This is a genomic window from Maribacter caenipelagi, assembly GCF_004364175.1.
Lineage (GTDB): Bacteria > Bacteroidota > Bacteroidia > Flavobacteriales > Flavobacteriaceae > Maribacter > Maribacter caenipelagi.
Genome location: NZ_SNZW01000014.1, coordinates 161,886 through 177,448 on the forward strand (window position 1 = coordinate 161,886; position 15,563 = coordinate 177,448).

Consider the following 15,563-nt stretch of genomic DNA (forward strand, 5'->3'; position numbering starts at 1 on the left):
TACACTAACCTATGCTTCTTTTTTCACTTCTACTTTCTTTAGGCTTTTCGAATGAGATACCACCTAATGATGACAAGGTGAAGGATAGTTATATCACTACTCAAATATTTTCGTCAGTAAAAAAATCTAAGAATTTTGGTGAAGAAATATGTTTACTTAATACTTCATCAGATTCTATTGTTGCCTCTTATGCCAGTACTAAAGAAAATACCGATCAACTTCGTTTGCGATTAAAAGAAGACCTTAGGTTAGGTACTATTTCTTTAGACCATATTAAAACAGCTTTTGCCAATCAATTAGTAGATAAAATAATACCTCATTGGTATGGTACTCCTTGGAGTTTTGGCGGACATACAGCTACGCCTAATGAAGGTAAAATTGCATGTGGTTATTTTATTTCTACTACACTGCGAGATATGGGTGTAAATATTAATCGATATAAATTGGCTCAAAAATCACCTATTGACGAGGCTAAAATGATTAGTTGTGGCGCGGTAATAAGCCAAGTGCAACAAGAAACTCATGAAAAGGCGTTTGAAGAAATAGATGCATTAACCCAAGAGGGACTTTATTTTATAGGTTTTGATGAGGGACATGTGGGTTACCTGCTAAAACGTAATGGAGAGTTATTTCTAATACATTCCAACTACCTCAATCCTGTATCAGTTTGTATGGAAACTTTAAAAGAATCAAGAGTATTTAAACGTTTTACAATATTTCATCTTGTAGCGATTTCCCATAACGATGGTTTGTTACAACGTTGGTTAGACAATGGCACAGTAATTTAAAGGATAATACAGCACTTGCTAAAATACGGATCCATGTTGTTCAATTCAAAAACATATTAAGTATCCACATTTTAAGCTAATCCGTACTATAGTTTTACATAGTAGATTAGCAACTACATGTATTTAGCTACATATCATAATAATACTTTTGTTTAATTAAATACGAAAATAATTAAACATTCTGTATCTTTACAGTATAATCTATTACTAGATACATACTTCACTAATACATAAAAAATATGTTCGGACTATTTAAAAAAAAATCAGAAAAAGAAAAATTGCGAAGTCAATATGAAAAATTATTGAAAGAAGCTCATAGCTTATCGACCACAAACAGAAAAATGAGTGATCAAAAAGCTTTTGAAGCTGATGAAATAATGAAAAAGATTGAAAAGCTTCCTTAATTTTACGTTTTCAAATTAGGAATAGCAATAAAGCGTAGGACGAAAATATGGATAAGCAGGATTATAAAATACATATTGTTGGTGCCGGTGTTAGCGGATTGATAGCTGCAACTGTTTTAGAACAAAACGGATTTTCTCCCATAATTCTTGAAGCAACTGAAAGAGCAGGAGGTAGGGTAAAAACGGATATTATAAACGGTTATCAATTAGACCAAGGGTTTCAAGTGCTACTTACGGCTTATCCTGCCGCTCAAAAATATCTCAATTTCAAATCTTTAGAACTACAACGATTTTTACCTGGCGCGGCAATTTTCAAGAATAAAAAACAGCACATTATAGGCGACCCGCTAAGAGATATAAGCCTTATATTCTCAACGCTTTTCGCAAATATCGGAACAGTTTCCGACAAACTGAAAATTTTACAATTAAACACAAAACTTAAAAATAAATCCCTTTCAGAGATTTTTGCCACCAAAGAGCAATCCACCCTTGCTTATTTGAAGAATTTTGGCTTTTCAGCTGATATGATAAGGGACTTTTTTAAGCCTTTCTTCGGTGGAATTTTTCTTGAAGACCAGCTAGAAACATCAAGTAGAATGTTCGAGTTTGTTTATAAAATGTTCGGCGAAGGTGATGCGGCAGTACCAAAAGGAGGGATGGAAGAAATTCCCAAGCAATTAGTCCGTCAGTTACAAAACACTTCTATACAATACAATACCGCCGTAACTTCAATTAACGAAAAAGAAATACTGCTTGCCAACGGAACTAAATTGGAAAGCGATTTTACGATTGTTGCTACGGAACCTAGTCAATTAATCAGAAATCTAAAGAATCAAGCTACGGAATGGCGCAGTTGCGATACCTTATATTTTGAAACCGATAACAGAAAAATCAATAAAAAATTAATCGGTCTTCTTCCAGAAACCAATTCGTTAATCAATAACATTTTTTACCTTACAAGTCTTGAAACCAAGTTAAGCGGCGCTAAGGAGTTGCTTTCGGTAACGGTAGTGAATAATCAGCGTTTATCTGGAAAAGCCCTTGTTGAACAAATACAAAAGGAGCTAAAAGAATTTTGTGGTATTTCTGGTACATTAATAAAACACTACAGCTTACATAAGTCACTACCTAAATTGAGCCAACTGCAATACGAAGTACCGCCTTCTGAAACACGCTTGACCGAAACCATTTATTTAGCCGGGGATCTACAGCTAAACGGCTCTTTAAATGCCGCAATGCTATCTGGCGAAAATGCTGCACTAGGAGTGCTGGAAAACTTAGAAGGTTTGTTTAAATAGTGATTTTCAAACTTATAGTTTTTAATCTGTTTAATTCAACGTCGCCCTAAATTCCTTTGGTGAATGCCCTACTTTTTGTTTGAACAAACGGCTAAAATGTTGTGGATATTTAAAGCCGAGTTCATAGGCAATTTCACTTACTGATTTGTTAGGGTCGAATACTTTTTCCTTAGCTACATCTATCAATTTAGCTTGAATATATTCTTGGGCAGATTTACCGGTTTCCTTTTTAACCAAGTCCCCAAAATAATTGGATGATAAATGCAACTCATCCGCAAAATAAGCTACCGAAGGTAAACCATTAATCTTTGGCTTATCCGATGAAAAATATTGAGAAAGTAGATGATCAAACTTCTCTAAAGCACCTTTATTCACCACTTCACGTGTAATGAATTGCCTGTCATAAAAACGAAGGCAGTAATCTAAAAATAGTTCAATATTCGTCACGATCAGCTTCTTGCTATGTTTATCAATTGACTGTTCCAATTCAAACTGAATTTTTTCCAATAAACTTAAAATGAGTTTTCGCTCTTTTGCGGATAAATGCAAAGCTTCATTACTTGAATAGGCAAAGAAATTAAATTCGTGAATCTTATTTGCCAAACTTGTACCCAGCAATAGGTCTGGGTGAAAAAGCAAAGCATAGCCTTTGGGTACAAAACCCGGTTCATAGCCGCCAAGTTCAATAGTCTGGTTGGGCGCCATAAAAACCAAGGTACCTTCGTCATAGTCATATGAGTTACCGCCATACTTAAGTTTACAACCCACTGCATCTTTCAAAAAAATAGCATAACAGCTGTAATGAAATCCGTCGTACGATTTATTGGTATATCCGGATTGGTTTACCTTTTTAAAATCGACAATACCTACCAAAGGATGCAGAACTTCGTAATTTCTTAATTTAAAGTAGTCTGCAATAGTTTTAATTTCTAAAATATTCTTCACGACTCATTGTATTTAAAATAAAGATAACCTATTGCCGGTCACATCATCAAGCTACATAGGTATTATCTGTAATTTTGGTATAAACATCCGTTATTTGGGTAGTATACTACCCTTTTTCTTAGTCTAATTTTGACATTATAATCACATAGAATGAAAAAGATAGTAACTTTAATGTTATTGCTGTTATTCAGTACCGCTAATGCACAGGAAAATGCAAAAGATGAAAACTATAGGTTTTTAGATGATTTTAGAGGAAGTGCTAGCATCACCCATAATGGCGTTTCATTGGTTCCTTCTTTTTCCTTGGGTGATCCCGCTTTGCTGTTCGATTTAAAATTTACCAAAAAGAAGTTAAGTTTTGAGCCGGACATGCGTTTTTCTCTAGATGCTAAACCGTGGACTATGCTCTTTTGGTTTCGCTATAAGGCGATTGAAAAAGAAAAGTTTTCACTGAGGGTAGGGGCGCATCCCGGGCTGAATTTTAGAACCGTAAATGTAATTAGAAACGGCAATACCGAAGAACTTTTAGAATCTAGAAGGTATTTAGGTGCCGAAGTGGTACCCAGTTTTAAATTATCAAAGCATACGAGTATTGGTATGTATTATCTATATGGTCGCGGCTTTGATGCTGGGGTAAAAGAAACTAATTTTTTGGTGCTCAATGCTGCCTTTAGTCAAATTCCCATTTCAGAATCGTTTTTTATCAATTTTACACCACAAGTTTACTATCTTACCTCTGACGATTTAACTGGATATTATACCTCAGCGTTCTTGACCATTGGTAAAAAGCAATGTCCATTTTCGTTGACAGGTGTTATAAATAAAGGCATAAGCACCCAAATATTGCCCGATGATGATTTCACTTGGAGCGTACTATTGAACTATAGCTTTCCAACAAAAAGAAAGATTTAAAAAAAAAGGTGTAACCCTTATCAAAATGACTACATAAACAAAGTGATACATGAAGCTAAAATATACATTTGTACTTGCAAGCATACTTTTATGTATTGGCTGTAATGAACAAAACAAGCAGATCGCAAATACACCTGTTGAGTCGAATGAGATTATTTCTATTCAAAAACAAGGGACTTTTGCCGTTGGTGGTTCGGTTAAGCAAAGCCCTGGAACTTTCGACCCTATTGCCCATGGTGCTTTTAATCCTTCAAATCAAAGTACCGAAGGACAGACCTTACATGGTGACCACGCATCGATATTTTATCAAATTCCTACAGAACCGCGTAAGCTTCCGCTAGTGTTTTGGCACGGCTACGGTCAGTCCATGCGAACTTGGCAAAGCACTCCAGATGGCAGGGAAGGGTTTCAAAGTATATTCCTTAAAAAAAGGTATCCTGTCTATTTATTAGATCAACCCAGAAGGGGTTTGGCAGGACAAAGCTTAGAACCAAAAACATTGGAAGCTAAAACTGAAGACCAACTGTGGTTCGGCATATTCAGAATGGGCGAGGGTACACGTTTTTATCCGAATGTTCAGTTTTCTAAGGACCATGAAGCTTTAAATCAATTCTTCCGTCGTAGTACTCCAGATACGGGACCTTTAAACATCAATCTTAATGTTGACGCCGTTTCTCAATTATTCGGAAAAATTGGCGACGGAATCCTTGTTACCCATTCCCATAGTGGGGGACAAGGTTGGAGTGCCGCTCTAAAGACCGATCGTATAAAAGCTATAGTAGCGTACGAACCTGGTAGTAATTTTGTATTTCCAGAAGAAGACATTCCTGAGCCTATTTCTTATGTGGGCGGAATATTACGTGCTAAAGGTGTTGCTATGGAAGAGTTTCAAAAACTGACCAAGATTCCTATTGTAATTTATTATGGGGATTATATACCTGAAACTGAAGTTGAAAACCCTGGTCAAGAACAATGGCGTGCCGCCCTTTCCATGGCACGTAAATGGACAAAAACCGTAAACGACGCTGGTGGTGACGTTACTTTAGTAGTGTTACCGGAAATAGGAATCAAGGGAAATACACACTTTCCCATGTCCGATTTAAACAATCAAGAAATTGCCGATGTGATGTACAATTGGCTAGAAGAAAAGAAATTAAATTAAAAATAAAAGAAATGAAAAATCTATTTACAACAGTACTGTTTATGCTTCCTATTTGCATTTTTGCCCAAAATACGGACTACAAAGTGTCTTCATACAAAGACGAGGGCTTTAAGGCACCAAATACGCATTATATTGGCGAAGCTTGGTTGAACGGTGTATTACAGGCAGATGATGAAACCGACTTTAATATTACCAAAGCCACTTTTAAGGCAAATTCTACGTTGGACTGGCATAAACATTCAACATCTCAAGTTCTTATTTACGTAGACGGTGAAGGCTATTATCAAGAAAGAGGAAAAGCCCCAGTGATACTTAAAGCAGGCGATGTCATTAAATGTGATAAAGAAACAGAGCATTGGCACGCTTCAACAAAAGACAGCGATGTTACATATTTAGCGATTTATGGAGGAGGGCAACCTACTACATGGACCGAAGTGGTAACACAAGAATATTATGATAGTGTTGCCGATCAACTGAAGGACTAATTCATTAATAATGAAATTAAAGTTATCATGCATTTAAAAAGTATTCTTAGCACGGCGACAGTTTTGGTTTGGGTGGTAGTATTGATTAGTTGTAAATCTACAGCGCAACAAGGAACATCAGATAATGCTTTATCCGATCAGGAGAAAAGTATAATCAAAATTGCAAGTCACACTGCCCAAGGTAATTTATCTCAGCTCAAAGATGTTCTCCATGAAGGATTAGATCATAAGCTCACCGTAAATGAAGCTAAAGAGGTGTTGGTTCACTTGTACGCCTATGCAGGGTTCCCAAGAAGTATACGCGGTTTGCAAACACTTTTAGAAGTGCTGGAAGAAAGAACAGCTAAAGGTATACAAGATGAGTGGGGACCAAAAGCCACAACTATTGACGATTCCAGCAGTAAATATGAACGAGGAAAGGCTATTTTGGAAGAATTGGTTGGACGACCGTTGGATGGAAAACCAGCGTATCAAAAATTTTCACCTGAAATGGACAAATTTCTTAAAGAGCATTTATTTGCGGATATTTTTGAGCGCGATGTACTTACCTATAAACAACGTGAATTGGTGACCATTTCCGTCATTGCAAGTTTGGGAAGTTTAGAGCCTATGCTAAGAAGCCACTTAAACCTATCATTGAACGTGGGCTGGCAAGCCGAACAATTAAAAGAGTTTACCGAAACCTTAGTGGTTACCACAACTGAAGATAATGTTCTTGCAACAAAAACAATTCTAAAAGAAGTATTGAAAAGTAGAACCGAATAAAACAGCCATGAAAAATTCCGGATACCTTACTATTGCCATGTTACTGATATTTTTGTCCGCCTGCAACACGCCAAAAGAAAGTAAAAAAGAAGCTGAACTTTTTGAAAGAGGGACTAAAATAGAAAATTCGAATTTTACAGGTACCGCGTGGTTAAATATGTTGGCAGCGCCGGACAGTTTAAATACCATGTATGCCGGTTTGGTTACTTTTGAACCCGCTGCACGTACCAATTGGCATTCACATCCGGCAGGGCAAATACTAATCGTAACCCAAGGTGAAGGTTATTATCAGGAGGAAGGAAAACCCAAACGTATATTACGCATAGGAGAGACGGTAAAGTGTTTACCGAATATAAAACACTGGCATGGTGCCGCTGCAAATTCCCAGTTTGCACATATTGCCATATCTGACCGTCATCAAGGTGCTGCGGAATGGTTTCAACCCGTTACGGATGATGAATATCATAAATAACGTAAGCTGTCTATTCCCAATTATTAGCCCAATCTTTCCAAACCACATCAAGTCCTTGCGATTTTAGCATAGCGGTGATTTCTTCTGTTGGTCTTTCATCAGATATTTCAAACTGTTCTAAAGATTCAGGTGCAACTGAATACCCACCGGGATTGGTTTTGGACTCCGCACTTATTGAGGTTATTCCTAAATTGACAATGTTATTTCTAAAGATTTCGCTTTCACGGGTAGAAATGGATAGTTCTACATCTTCATCTAATAACCTAAATGCACAGATTAGTTGCACCAGATCAGGATCGGTCATTTCTACCTTCGGTTCCAATCCAACGGAATGTGGTCGTAATCTTGGAAAAGAAACGGAATATTTCGTCTTCCAATAAGTCTTCTGTAAATACTTTAAGTGCAAGGCTGTAAAAAAGCTATCGGCTCGCCAATCTTCCAACCCAAATAAAGCTCCTAAACCAATTTTATGAATGCCTGCTTTACCTAATCGATCGGGAGTATCCAGTCTAAAATCAAAATTGGATTTTTTGCCCTTCGGATGGTGTTTTTTATACTCATCTCTATGATAAGTTTCTTGATAAACCAAAACTGCATAGAGTCCGCTCTCTATCAATTGCTCATATTCATCTTGCAACAATGGTTGTACCTCTATGGTGATATTAGCAAACTGCGAACGAATCAATTGTAAGGCATTATCTATATAATCAACGCCAACTGTTCTATTTGCCTCCCCAGTTACTAATAAAATATGATCATAACCTTTAGATTTTATATAAGCTACTTCCTTTAAGATTTCGTCATCCGTTAGGGTTCTTCTTGGAATTTTGTTCGTCATGCTAAAGCCGCAATAGGTACAAATATTCTGGCACTCATTGCTCAAGTACATGGGCGAATACATTTGTATGGTATTGCCAAATCTCTTTTTTGTCAATTGACGGCTTAACTGTGCCATTTGCTCCAAATACGGTGTGGCGGCAGGTGATATCAATGCTTTAAAATCCTCTAAGTCTCTTTTCGTATTGCCCAAAGCCCGCAATACATCGTGCTCCGTTTTAGAGAAAATGCTCTCTATGGTTTGGTCCCAATTATAGGTATCGAAAATGTCTTTAAAACTGCCCATATTACTTTAATTCAAAAAACTGGTTAACGGACTACTGGCTTCCGCTTTTTTGTGGACTACCGGCGCCAACTTTGCTTCATACGCTAATCTTCCCGCGGCTACCGCCATTTTAAACGCTTTGCCCATTTCAACGGGATTCTGGGAAACAGCTATCGCCGTATTTACCAACACAGCATCTGCACCTAATTCCATCGCATAGGCAGCATGTGATGGCGCACCAATACCGGCATCTACAATTACGGGCACATTGCTTTGGTCAATGATAATCTCTAAAAACTCTTGCGTTTTTAAGCCTTTGTTACTTCCTATAGGAGCACCTAATGGCATTACACATTGTGTTCCCACTTCTTCGAGACGTTTACATAAAACGGGATCGGCATGTATATAGGGCATAACAACAAATCCTAATTTTACAAGTTCCTCAGCCGCTTTAAGTGTTTCAATAGGGTCGGGGAGTAGGTATTTTGGATCCGGATGAATTTCCAATTTCACCCAGTTGGTCTCTAAAGCCTCACGAGATAACTGCGCTGCAAATACCGCTTCTTTTGCCGTTCGCACTCCCGATGTATTGGGCAACAAATTGATATGCGCATGGTCTAAATGCCGTAAAATATCATCTTGACTATCTTCAACATCTACCCGTTTTAATGCCACTGTTACCAACTCGCTCTCAGAAGCCAATATAGCTTCTTTCATTACGATAGATGAACTGAATTTTCCCGTTCCCGTAAACAATCTGGAGTTAAACTTTTTGTCCGCTATCTGAAACATATTATTTTCTTTTTTCTTCGGATATCCAACGCTGCTCGTCAAGTGGACCTCCATTAATCAATTTTTTAAATTCTGATATTGTATTGAAATTCCTTGTTATTTCACCCGATACGGCAATACCATGAACACCGGTTTTCATTATTTCTGTAACATCGTCCATAACAATGCCACCTATGGCAATTACAGGTATTTCTGCTTTCAGTTCTTCCAATATGCTCAAGTAACCGTTTAAGCCCAAAACAGGACTCAAATTTTCTTTGGTCTCCGTAAATCGAAAAGGACCCAGACCTATATAATCCACTTTCTTATCGATTAAAGTTTCACAATCTTCGAGGGTATTGGCAGTGCCACCTATAATCTGCCAAGAAGAAAGTTCTTTTCTAGCTACAGTGGGGCACGTATCTGTTTTACCCAAATGAACACCATCGGCTTTTACCGCTGCAGCAATCTTATAAAAATCGTTGATTATCAATCTAGTTTGATATTTCTCAGTGATTTCCCTTGCTTTTTTTGCCGTTTCCCATACCACCTTACCAGGTAACTTTTTAAGGCGTAGTTGTACCAATTCCGCTCCGGCCGTACAGGCTTTTTGTATATGATATAAATGCTCTTCTGGTGTTTTCCCCTGTGATATATAATGTAATGTTGGAATCATATAATTTCTTTAACTTAAATGTCTTTTGTTGTATTTCTTAGCGATGTTTTTCGCTGTTCGTTCCATGATCGTTCATATTGTTTCTGTATTTCCAAAAAGCTTTTTATCGGATTTTCCATATTCCAAATTCCGCCTAAAATGCCAATACCCTTAAAACCTAATTGCAAGGTTTCCGGTATGGTCTTATCGGTAATACCGCCCATACCCACTATGAATTTGTCAATAGCGTTGACGTCGAAACCTTTCCCTTCATATCCTTTTTTAGAGATAGATGAAAATACAGGACTCAGCAAATGGTAATCAAATTCGAACTCGCATGCTTCCAATACTTTTGGATTGTGAAAAGAGGAGCTTATGGTTTTACCATACATATCGAACTTTTTAAAATACTGCCCAGGGTTATCAATATGATCTATTCGCTTTTGCTCTTGAAAATGCAATCCTTTTAGATTGTAACTATTTATCAGTGTATGATGTAAGTGCACCACAATTCTATCATGGTATTTTTTATCGATACCATCTAAGTAATCACAATGTTCTTGATAGTCTTTAAATGGTTTCCTCAAATGATAATACTCCAAGCCCTCTTGAAACAGCTCATGTAAAATAGCTATCTCATTGGGTATATCTTTTTCCGGTGCTATTACTACAATCATTTGTTTTGGTTTGTACGGTTAGCAGTTCTATTTTCTTTAACCTCCTTGTGTAGCCCTAATAATCAGTACCTCATCATTTTCGGTTAACGTTTTATTTCCCCATGTTGCTTTAGAGACGATGTTTTCATTTACGGCAACTGCTATACCGTTCACAGAAATGTCCAGTTCTTTAATGATTTCCTCTAGCGTAGTAGTTTCTGCTATTTTCTTAGGGGCGTCGTTTACTTTTATGTGTATCATCTGCTTCATTAATTGATCAAAAATGCAAAACGCAACATTGATATGGGTTTCGGTGTAAACAGAAAGAATTGATCTAATGGATTGAAAAACGGAAAGTTCAGGGGGGTGATCCTGTTAACTTTTCCCTACGTTGATCTTAATCAAATCAGGTTCTAAGGATATTTCTCAAACTATGAAATAGCTACTCCTAAAGTTTACATCGCTAAATTAATAATTTGACGTGAGATATGATTCTGAAAGTAGTATTGATTGATTATTTTATTTTCTGTCGTCCACATTGAACAAAGTCTAAGAACAAGACCTATCCTGATAAGATTATTGAATAGGGTAGTGTGATCCACATAAAATACTTCATTCTAATTCTACAAACTTTCATATATTAGCGTAAAATATACGCATTGTATGCAACAATCGATCAAGCTTTCTGTAGACGCCGTAGTTTTTGGGTATGAATCTGAAACCATATCCGTGTTACTCATCAGGAGAAAATATGACCCTTTTAAAGGAAAATGGGCAATACCCGGCGGATTCGTTTTAGACTCAGAGTCGTTGGAAGAAGCAGTAGAGAGGGAGCTAAAGGAAGAAACAGGTATTAAAATTAATTACTTAGAACAACTATATACCTTTGGGAATCCAGAAAGAGACCCTAGAAATAGAGTAGTATCCGTTGCATATTTCGGATTAATAAAACCAAGTGCTTTTAAACTTGCTGCTTCTACCGATGCAGAAGAGGCGCAATGGTTTACCATTAACAAACTCCCAGAACTTTCTTTTGACCATGCCGAAATTCTAAAACTTGCCATTACTAGATTACAGGCAAAAATCACGTATGAACCTATCGGCTTTGAATTATTGGACACCAAATTTCCGTTTTCTGATTTAGAAAAATTGTATGCTGCTGTTTTAGGGAGGGAGATCGACAGGCGTAACTTTCGAAAAAAAATGCTGGGTTTAAATGTTTTGGATGAATTAGATGAAAAAGTTTCTAAAGGTTCTGGCAGACCTGCAAACCTCTTTATGTTTAATAAAAACAGGTACTTCAAGCTAAAAAAAGAGGGTATCATCTTCGAAATTTAAAGTTCTAATTTATAGTTTGTGTAAAATAAACACAAATAATTCTTTATATACTCAAATTATATTTTATATTTGCGTTATAATTACGCAAATTGATTTATATGATGTATACACCTAACGACATACTACCAATAAATAAACGTAACCAACGTTCTATTTTTCTAGCAGGTAGTATGGATCCTAAACAAGAGGGGAGTTGGAGAACAAAAGCTATTGCCGAGTTTAGAGCAATGGACATCTTTGACCCAACAAACATGAATCATGATAATCTAAATAGTGAACAAATGAAGCATCATGTAACTTGGGAGTTAGATGCCTTAGAACTATCGGATATAATTTTACTTAATTTTCTGCCCAATGCGCAATCACCTATTTCTTTAGTAGAACTGGGTATGTATGTAACCTCTAACAAGCTCATTGTTATTTGTCCGAAAGAATTTTACAAAAGTGGTTATATACATACTTTATGCGAAAAGTATAACACTCCAATATTTAATAACATCACAGAAGCGAAAACACTGTTGATAAACAGCCTATAAATTAAAGATTATGAACGGATTACTACTAACAGACGGATATAAAACAGGACACCACCAACAATACCCAAAGGGAACAGAAGAAGTTTATTCTAACTGGACCCCAAGGAGTAATAAATATGCACCAAAAGGATGCGACAAAGTAGTTTCTTTTGGGCAGCAATATGTTTTTCAATGGTTGCATGATTACTTTCAGGACAACTTCTTTTCTAAGCCAAAAGCTCAGGTTTGTAATGAATTGAAAGAAGAGTTATCACTTTATTTAGGTACAGATTATGATGTTACTCATTATGAAGAATTGCATGACCTTCAATACTTGCCTATTAAAGTAAAATCAATAGTAGAAGGGGTAGAAGTTCCTATTAGAGCACCTATGGTAACCGTAGTAAACACAGATAAAAAATTCTACTGGATTACTAATTTCTTAGAAACCATTTTATCTACCATGCTATGGCAACCTATGACATCGGCTTCTATTGCTTTATGTTACAAAAGAATTTTTAAAAAATGGACCTTACAGACCGATAAGGAAAATTTGGCTTTTATCGATTTTCAAGGGCACGATTTCTCCATGAGAGGTATGGGTGGTTTGCAAAGTGCCATTTCATCGGGTATGGGGCATGCATCTGTATTCTTAGGTTCAGATACTTTACCTGTTATCAGTAGCCTACGTAACTATTACAAGGCTGAAGGTTTTGTAGTTGGTTCTGTAAATGCTACAGAACACTCGGTTATGTGTGCCGGCACTAAAGATGATGAAATAGGTACGTTTAGAGCTTTAATGGATACATACCCAACGGGAATTTTATCTGTAGTTAGCGATACTTGGGATTTATGGAAAGTACTGACAGATTACCTTCCTAAACTTAAAGAAGAGGTATTATCAAGAGATGGTAAATTAGTGATCAGACCAGATAGCGGAGATCCTGTTGATATCATTTGTGGCGAGTCTCGTGAGCTTGGTAGTAACACGCCTAAAGATAAAGGGGTAGTGGAGCTACTTTGGGATATTTTTGGAGGTACCGTAAACGAACAGGGGTACAAAGTATTGGATAGTCACATAGGTGCTATTTATGGTGACAGTATAACCACAGAAAGGGCAGAGGCTATATGTCAACGCTTAAGCGATAAAGGCTTTGCTACTACTAACGTGGTGCTTGGCATTGGTTCATTTACCTATCAGTTCAATACAAGAGATACTTTTGGTTTTGCTATGAAAGCAACTTCTGTAGTGGTAAATGGTGAACGAAGAGAAATTTTTAAAGATCCTATTACCGATGACGGAGTTAAAAAATCTGCTAAAGGATTGGTAAAAGTAGAATTACAAAACGGCGAATATGTATTGGTAGACCAAGTGACGCCTAAAGAGGAAAACACGGGCGAGCTACAAGTTATCTACGAAGATGGACAATTTGTGAACCAAGTAAATATACAGGAGATACGAGAACGTATTAATACGAATCTTTAAAAGTAGCTGAATATGATGTGGTTTGAAGAATTGACAGGGTTTGCAGAGTTATCTCCTAAAAATGTACGTGATAATATCATCATTCACGGACAGTATTTGATTTCAAAAATCAATAATAGATCCTATCAATTCGGAAAACTAGATATTTCTTCTTTAGAAGAATTAAGAGAGCAGGATATACCTTTGGACATTTCTGATGAATTAAAGGTCTCAGAACTGGTAGCCGATATTCAAGAGGTACATTGTAACCAAAATAATGCAAATGCTCTTTTTCAAGCCGCCTCTCAATTTAATCTTTTAGAAATGGTCGGTCCTGAGGTTTCGCCTAAAGCGGGAGTTGGCATTTACGAAAATGACTTTACCCAAGGTCCCGCATGTGCCATAGCTTGTGGTGCAGGTACCATATACAGAAACTATTTTGTGCCTATTGGGGGTCAAATCGGACAAACAGGTGCATATCAGATTGATTGTTTAGATGCTATAGGTAAAGAACTTCATAATCAAGAGCTTCAGCTATGGAGTATGACCAACGGTTATGCGGTATTAAGTCAAAAAGGCTTGCTTGCCATTAATAAACAAATAGGAAGCTTTACAGATACTCAAAGAGAGTATTTAAAAGGTAAATTAAAGGTGGGAATACAATGGAATACTGAAGTAACCCTAACGGATGAAAAACAAATTGTATCTCAAATATATTGCTCTGCATTGCCTGTAGCTTATTCGCATATCGAATCCTATTATTGGGAGAATTTTGCCAGAATTATTTTGGAAGCTACCTATGAAGCCACTTTATACACGGCAATGTTAAATCTTAAAAACAACAAGTCAAATAAGGTATTTTTAACTTTAGTAGGAGGTGGGGCTTTTGGTAATGATTTAGATTGGATATTAGAATCACTGTTTAAAACACTAGAGAAATTCAGAAATACTCCTTTAGATCTGAGTATAGTCAGTTACGGAAGCTCGAATGAGATATTGAAACAAGAAATACATAATTTCAACATTAAGAATTAGAATATGAAATACGAAATTAAAAAATTTAAAGACGGACAAGTAGCCGCTAAAATTACCGAAAGCGGAGATATTCATATTAAAATAAGAGGGAACAGTTATGAAGATTTGTTCAGAGCTGCTGCCATTAAAGAAGCTTGGGATGCTGAAAATTCAACCAACAAAACAGCCACAGCCAAACTGACTATATTTTGCCTTATTGGGCAACGATCAGATAGGCGATTCAATAAAGGAGAGTCGTTCGATTTAAAAATCATTTGCAAGTTTATCAATGACATGAAGTTTGACTCCGTTGCCATCTTACACCCTCATAGTCCTATTTCATTGGCGCTAATACATAATGCCGAGAAAATATCGCATGTGGATTATGTTGAAAAAGCTTTTAACGAAATTGGAAATCCGGTTTTGGTGAGTCCCGATGCCGGTGCGTATAAAACAACCCATGAAATTGCCGAAAAGCTGAATGCCGATTTAGTACCGTCCAATAAAGTACGGGTAGATGGCGCTCCGGTGATTAGTATACAAGGTGATGTAAAGGACAAACAATGCCTTATTGTTGATGATCTAGCCGATGGAGGCAGAACATTCAAATTTTTGGCGGAAGCATTAAAAAAACAAGGTGCCGCAAAGGTTTATTTATATGTTACCCACGCCCAATTCAACTATGGATTTGATGAATTAAAAGAATCGATTGACCATATATATTGCACCAATAGCTACAAAGATATTGATGATGATTTTGTAACGCAGTTCAAGTTAGAGGGCTTGTAAAAAATTGAATACAGTAAATAAAAAATA

General features: G+C 36.7%; 19 protein-coding genes and 1 riboswitch. Of the genes, 13 read left to right on the forward strand and 6 right to left on the reverse strand.

Features of this window, described 5'->3' with window-relative positions:
• The first annotated feature begins 11 nt into the window (after positions 1-11).
• The 3 genes from DFQ03_RS08645 (at position 12) to DFQ03_RS08655 (ending at position 2,490) form a co-directional block, all read left to right on the forward strand.
• Positions 12-788 (forward strand): hypothetical protein, encoded by a 777-nt coding sequence (locus tag DFQ03_RS08645; protein WP_133672776.1) that lies wholly within the window; start codon positions 12-14, stop codon positions 786-788.
• 239 nt (positions 789-1,027) lie between these two features.
• Complete coding sequence (locus DFQ03_RS08650; RefSeq protein WP_133672777.1) at positions 1,028-1,192, forward strand: Lacal_2735 family protein; 165 nt, start codon at positions 1,028-1,030, stop codon at positions 1,190-1,192.
• Positions 1,193-1,239: 47 nt separating this feature from the next.
• Positions 1,240-2,490 carry an NAD(P)/FAD-dependent oxidoreductase gene (locus DFQ03_RS08655; protein ID WP_133672778.1) on the forward strand — a complete coding sequence of 417 codons (1,251 nt, stop codon included), beginning with the start codon at positions 1,240-1,242 and terminating at the stop codon, positions 2,488-2,490.
• A gap of 30 nt (positions 2,491-2,520) precedes the next feature.
• Here the strand turns inward: DFQ03_RS08655 and DFQ03_RS08660 are convergent, their stop codons facing one another.
• Positions 2,521-3,435: a helix-turn-helix domain-containing protein gene (locus tag DFQ03_RS08660; protein WP_133672779.1), complete on the reverse strand. Its 915-nt coding sequence runs from the start codon at positions 3,433-3,435 to the stop codon at positions 2,521-2,523.
• A gap of 150 nt (positions 3,436-3,585) precedes the next feature.
• Between DFQ03_RS08660 and DFQ03_RS08665 the strand changes: the two genes are divergently transcribed.
• Genes DFQ03_RS08665 through DFQ03_RS08685 form a run of 5 tightly spaced genes read left to right on the forward strand, consistent with a single transcriptional unit; the run spans position 3,586 to position 7,231 of the window.
• Positions 3,586-4,347, forward strand: a complete 762-nt coding sequence (locus tag DFQ03_RS08665; protein ID WP_133672780.1) for a hypothetical protein — start codon at positions 3,586-3,588, stop codon at positions 4,345-4,347.
• Positions 4,348-4,396: 49 nt separating this feature from the next.
• A complete protein-coding gene (locus DFQ03_RS08670) occupies positions 4,397-5,509 on the forward strand; it encodes an alpha/beta hydrolase (RefSeq protein ID WP_133672781.1) in 1,113 nt (370 codons plus the stop codon).
• A gap of 11 nt (positions 5,510-5,520) precedes the next feature.
• Positions 5,521-5,994, forward strand: coding sequence for a cupin domain-containing protein (locus DFQ03_RS08675; RefSeq protein WP_133672782.1), 474 nt, complete (start codon positions 5,521-5,523; stop codon positions 5,992-5,994).
• 27 nt (positions 5,995-6,021) lie between these two features.
• On the forward strand, positions 6,022-6,759 hold the full coding sequence (locus tag DFQ03_RS08680) for a carboxymuconolactone decarboxylase family protein (RefSeq protein ID WP_133672783.1): 738 nt from the start codon (positions 6,022-6,024) through the stop codon (positions 6,757-6,759).
• Positions 6,760-6,766: 7 nt separating this feature from the next.
• On the forward strand, positions 6,767-7,231 hold the full coding sequence (locus DFQ03_RS08685; protein ID WP_133672784.1) for a cupin domain-containing protein: 465 nt from the start codon (positions 6,767-6,769) through the stop codon (positions 7,229-7,231).
• Positions 7,232-7,241: 10 nt separating this feature from the next.
• Here the strand turns inward: DFQ03_RS08685 and thiH are convergent, their stop codons facing one another.
• From thiH to thiS, 5 genes are read right to left on the reverse strand one after another with little or no spacing between them, the layout of a single operon-like run.
• Positions 7,242-8,354, reverse strand: coding sequence for a 2-iminoacetate synthase ThiH (thiH, locus tag DFQ03_RS08690; RefSeq protein ID WP_133672785.1), 1,113 nt, complete (start codon positions 8,352-8,354; stop codon positions 7,242-7,244).
• Positions 8,355-8,360: 6 nt separating this feature from the next.
• On the reverse strand, positions 8,361-9,179 hold the full coding sequence (locus DFQ03_RS08695) for a thiazole synthase (protein ID WP_394346265.1): 819 nt from the start codon (positions 9,177-9,179) through the stop codon (positions 8,361-8,363).
• Complete coding sequence (thiE, locus tag DFQ03_RS08700; protein ID WP_133672787.1) at positions 9,127-9,780, reverse strand: thiamine phosphate synthase; 654 nt, start codon at positions 9,778-9,780, stop codon at positions 9,127-9,129. The genes DFQ03_RS08695 and thiE overlap by 53 nt, the downstream gene beginning before the upstream one ends.
• A 14-nt stretch (positions 9,781-9,794) precedes the next feature.
• Positions 9,795-10,436, reverse strand: coding sequence for a thiamine phosphate synthase (locus tag DFQ03_RS08705; RefSeq protein ID WP_133672788.1), 642 nt, complete (start codon positions 10,434-10,436; stop codon positions 9,795-9,797).
• 36 nt (positions 10,437-10,472) lie between these two features.
• A complete protein-coding gene (thiS, locus tag DFQ03_RS08710; RefSeq protein ID WP_036158226.1) occupies positions 10,473-10,676 on the reverse strand; it encodes a sulfur carrier protein ThiS in 204 nt (67 codons plus the stop codon).
• A gap of 105 nt (positions 10,677-10,781) precedes the next feature.
• A riboswitch (TPP riboswitch) is annotated at positions 10,782-10,875 on the reverse strand.
• A gap of 203 nt (positions 10,876-11,078) precedes the next feature.
• On the opposite strand from thiS, the gene DFQ03_RS08715 reads away from it, so the two are divergent.
• The 5 genes from DFQ03_RS08715 to DFQ03_RS08735 all read left to right on the forward strand — a co-directional run bounded on the left by DFQ03_RS08715 (position 11,079) and on the right by DFQ03_RS08735 (position 15,536).
• On the forward strand, positions 11,079-11,753 hold the full coding sequence (locus DFQ03_RS08715) for an NUDIX hydrolase (RefSeq protein ID WP_133672789.1): 675 nt from the start codon (positions 11,079-11,081) through the stop codon (positions 11,751-11,753).
• 98 nt (positions 11,754-11,851) lie between these two features.
• The gene (locus DFQ03_RS08720) at positions 11,852-12,289 is read left to right on the forward strand and encodes a nucleoside 2-deoxyribosyltransferase domain-containing protein (protein ID WP_133672790.1); all 438 of its coding nucleotides are present in this window, start codon (positions 11,852-11,854) and stop codon (positions 12,287-12,289) included.
• A gap of 10 nt (positions 12,290-12,299) precedes the next feature.
• Positions 12,300-13,754 carry a nicotinate phosphoribosyltransferase gene (locus DFQ03_RS08725; RefSeq protein WP_133672791.1) on the forward strand — a complete coding sequence of 485 codons (1,455 nt, stop codon included), beginning with the start codon at positions 12,300-12,302 and terminating at the stop codon, positions 13,752-13,754.
• A gap of 12 nt (positions 13,755-13,766) precedes the next feature.
• Positions 13,767-14,768: a hypothetical protein gene (locus tag DFQ03_RS08730; protein ID WP_243834462.1), complete on the forward strand. Its 1,002-nt coding sequence runs from the start codon at positions 13,767-13,769 to the stop codon at positions 14,766-14,768.
• A 3-nt stretch (positions 14,769-14,771) separates the two neighbouring features.
• Positions 14,772-15,536 (forward strand): phosphoribosyltransferase family protein, encoded by a 765-nt coding sequence (locus tag DFQ03_RS08735; protein ID WP_133672792.1) that lies wholly within the window; start codon positions 14,772-14,774, stop codon positions 15,534-15,536.
• Positions 15,537-15,563: the final 27 nt, after the last annotated feature.

Excerpts from the sequence above, each read along its gene's own strand:
- DFQ03_RS08645 (WP_133672776.1), top strand. The coding sequence starts at position 12 with ATGCTTCTTTTTTCACTTCTACTTTCTTTAGGCTTTTCGAATGAGATA.
- DFQ03_RS08650 (WP_133672777.1), top strand. The coding sequence starts at position 1,028 with ATGTTCGGACTATTTAAAAAAAAATCAGAAAAAGAAAAATTGCGAAGT.
- DFQ03_RS08655 (WP_133672778.1), top strand. The coding sequence starts at position 1,240 with ATGGATAAGCAGGATTATAAAATACATATTGTTGGTGCCGGTGTTAGC.
- DFQ03_RS08665 (WP_133672780.1), top strand. The coding sequence starts at position 3,586 with ATGAAAAAGATAGTAACTTTAATGTTATTGCTGTTATTCAGTACCGCT.
- DFQ03_RS08670 (WP_133672781.1), top strand. The coding sequence starts at position 4,397 with ATGAAGCTAAAATATACATTTGTACTTGCAAGCATACTTTTATGTATT.
- DFQ03_RS08675 (WP_133672782.1), top strand. The coding sequence starts at position 5,521 with ATGAAAAATCTATTTACAACAGTACTGTTTATGCTTCCTATTTGCATT.
- DFQ03_RS08680 (WP_133672783.1), top strand. The coding sequence starts at position 6,022 with ATGCATTTAAAAAGTATTCTTAGCACGGCGACAGTTTTGGTTTGGGTG.
- DFQ03_RS08685 (WP_133672784.1), top strand. The coding sequence starts at position 6,767 with ATGAAAAATTCCGGATACCTTACTATTGCCATGTTACTGATATTTTTG.
- thiH (WP_133672785.1), bottom strand. The coding sequence starts at position 8,354 with ATGGGCAGTTTTAAAGACATTTTCGATACCTATAATTGGGACCAAACC.
- DFQ03_RS08695 (WP_394346265.1), bottom strand. The coding sequence starts at position 9,179 with ATGGAGGTCCACTTGACGAGCAGCGTTGGATATCCGAAGAAAAAAGAA.
- thiE (WP_133672787.1), bottom strand. The coding sequence starts at position 9,780 with ATGATTCCAACATTACATTATATATCACAGGGGAAAACACCAGAAGAG.
- DFQ03_RS08705 (WP_133672788.1), bottom strand. The coding sequence starts at position 10,436 with ATGATTGTAGTAATAGCACCGGAAAAAGATATACCCAATGAGATAGCT.
- thiS (WP_036158226.1), bottom strand. The coding sequence starts at position 10,676 with ATGATACACATAAAAGTAAACGACGCCCCTAAGAAAATAGCAGAAACT.
- DFQ03_RS08715 (WP_133672789.1), top strand. The coding sequence starts at position 11,079 with ATGCAACAATCGATCAAGCTTTCTGTAGACGCCGTAGTTTTTGGGTAT.
- DFQ03_RS08720 (WP_133672790.1), top strand. The coding sequence starts at position 11,852 with ATGATGTATACACCTAACGACATACTACCAATAAATAAACGTAACCAA.
- DFQ03_RS08725 (WP_133672791.1), top strand. The coding sequence starts at position 12,300 with ATGAACGGATTACTACTAACAGACGGATATAAAACAGGACACCACCAA.
- DFQ03_RS08730 (WP_243834462.1), top strand. The coding sequence starts at position 13,767 with ATGATGTGGTTTGAAGAATTGACAGGGTTTGCAGAGTTATCTCCTAAA.
- DFQ03_RS08735 (WP_133672792.1), top strand. The coding sequence starts at position 14,772 with ATGAAATACGAAATTAAAAAATTTAAAGACGGACAAGTAGCCGCTAAA.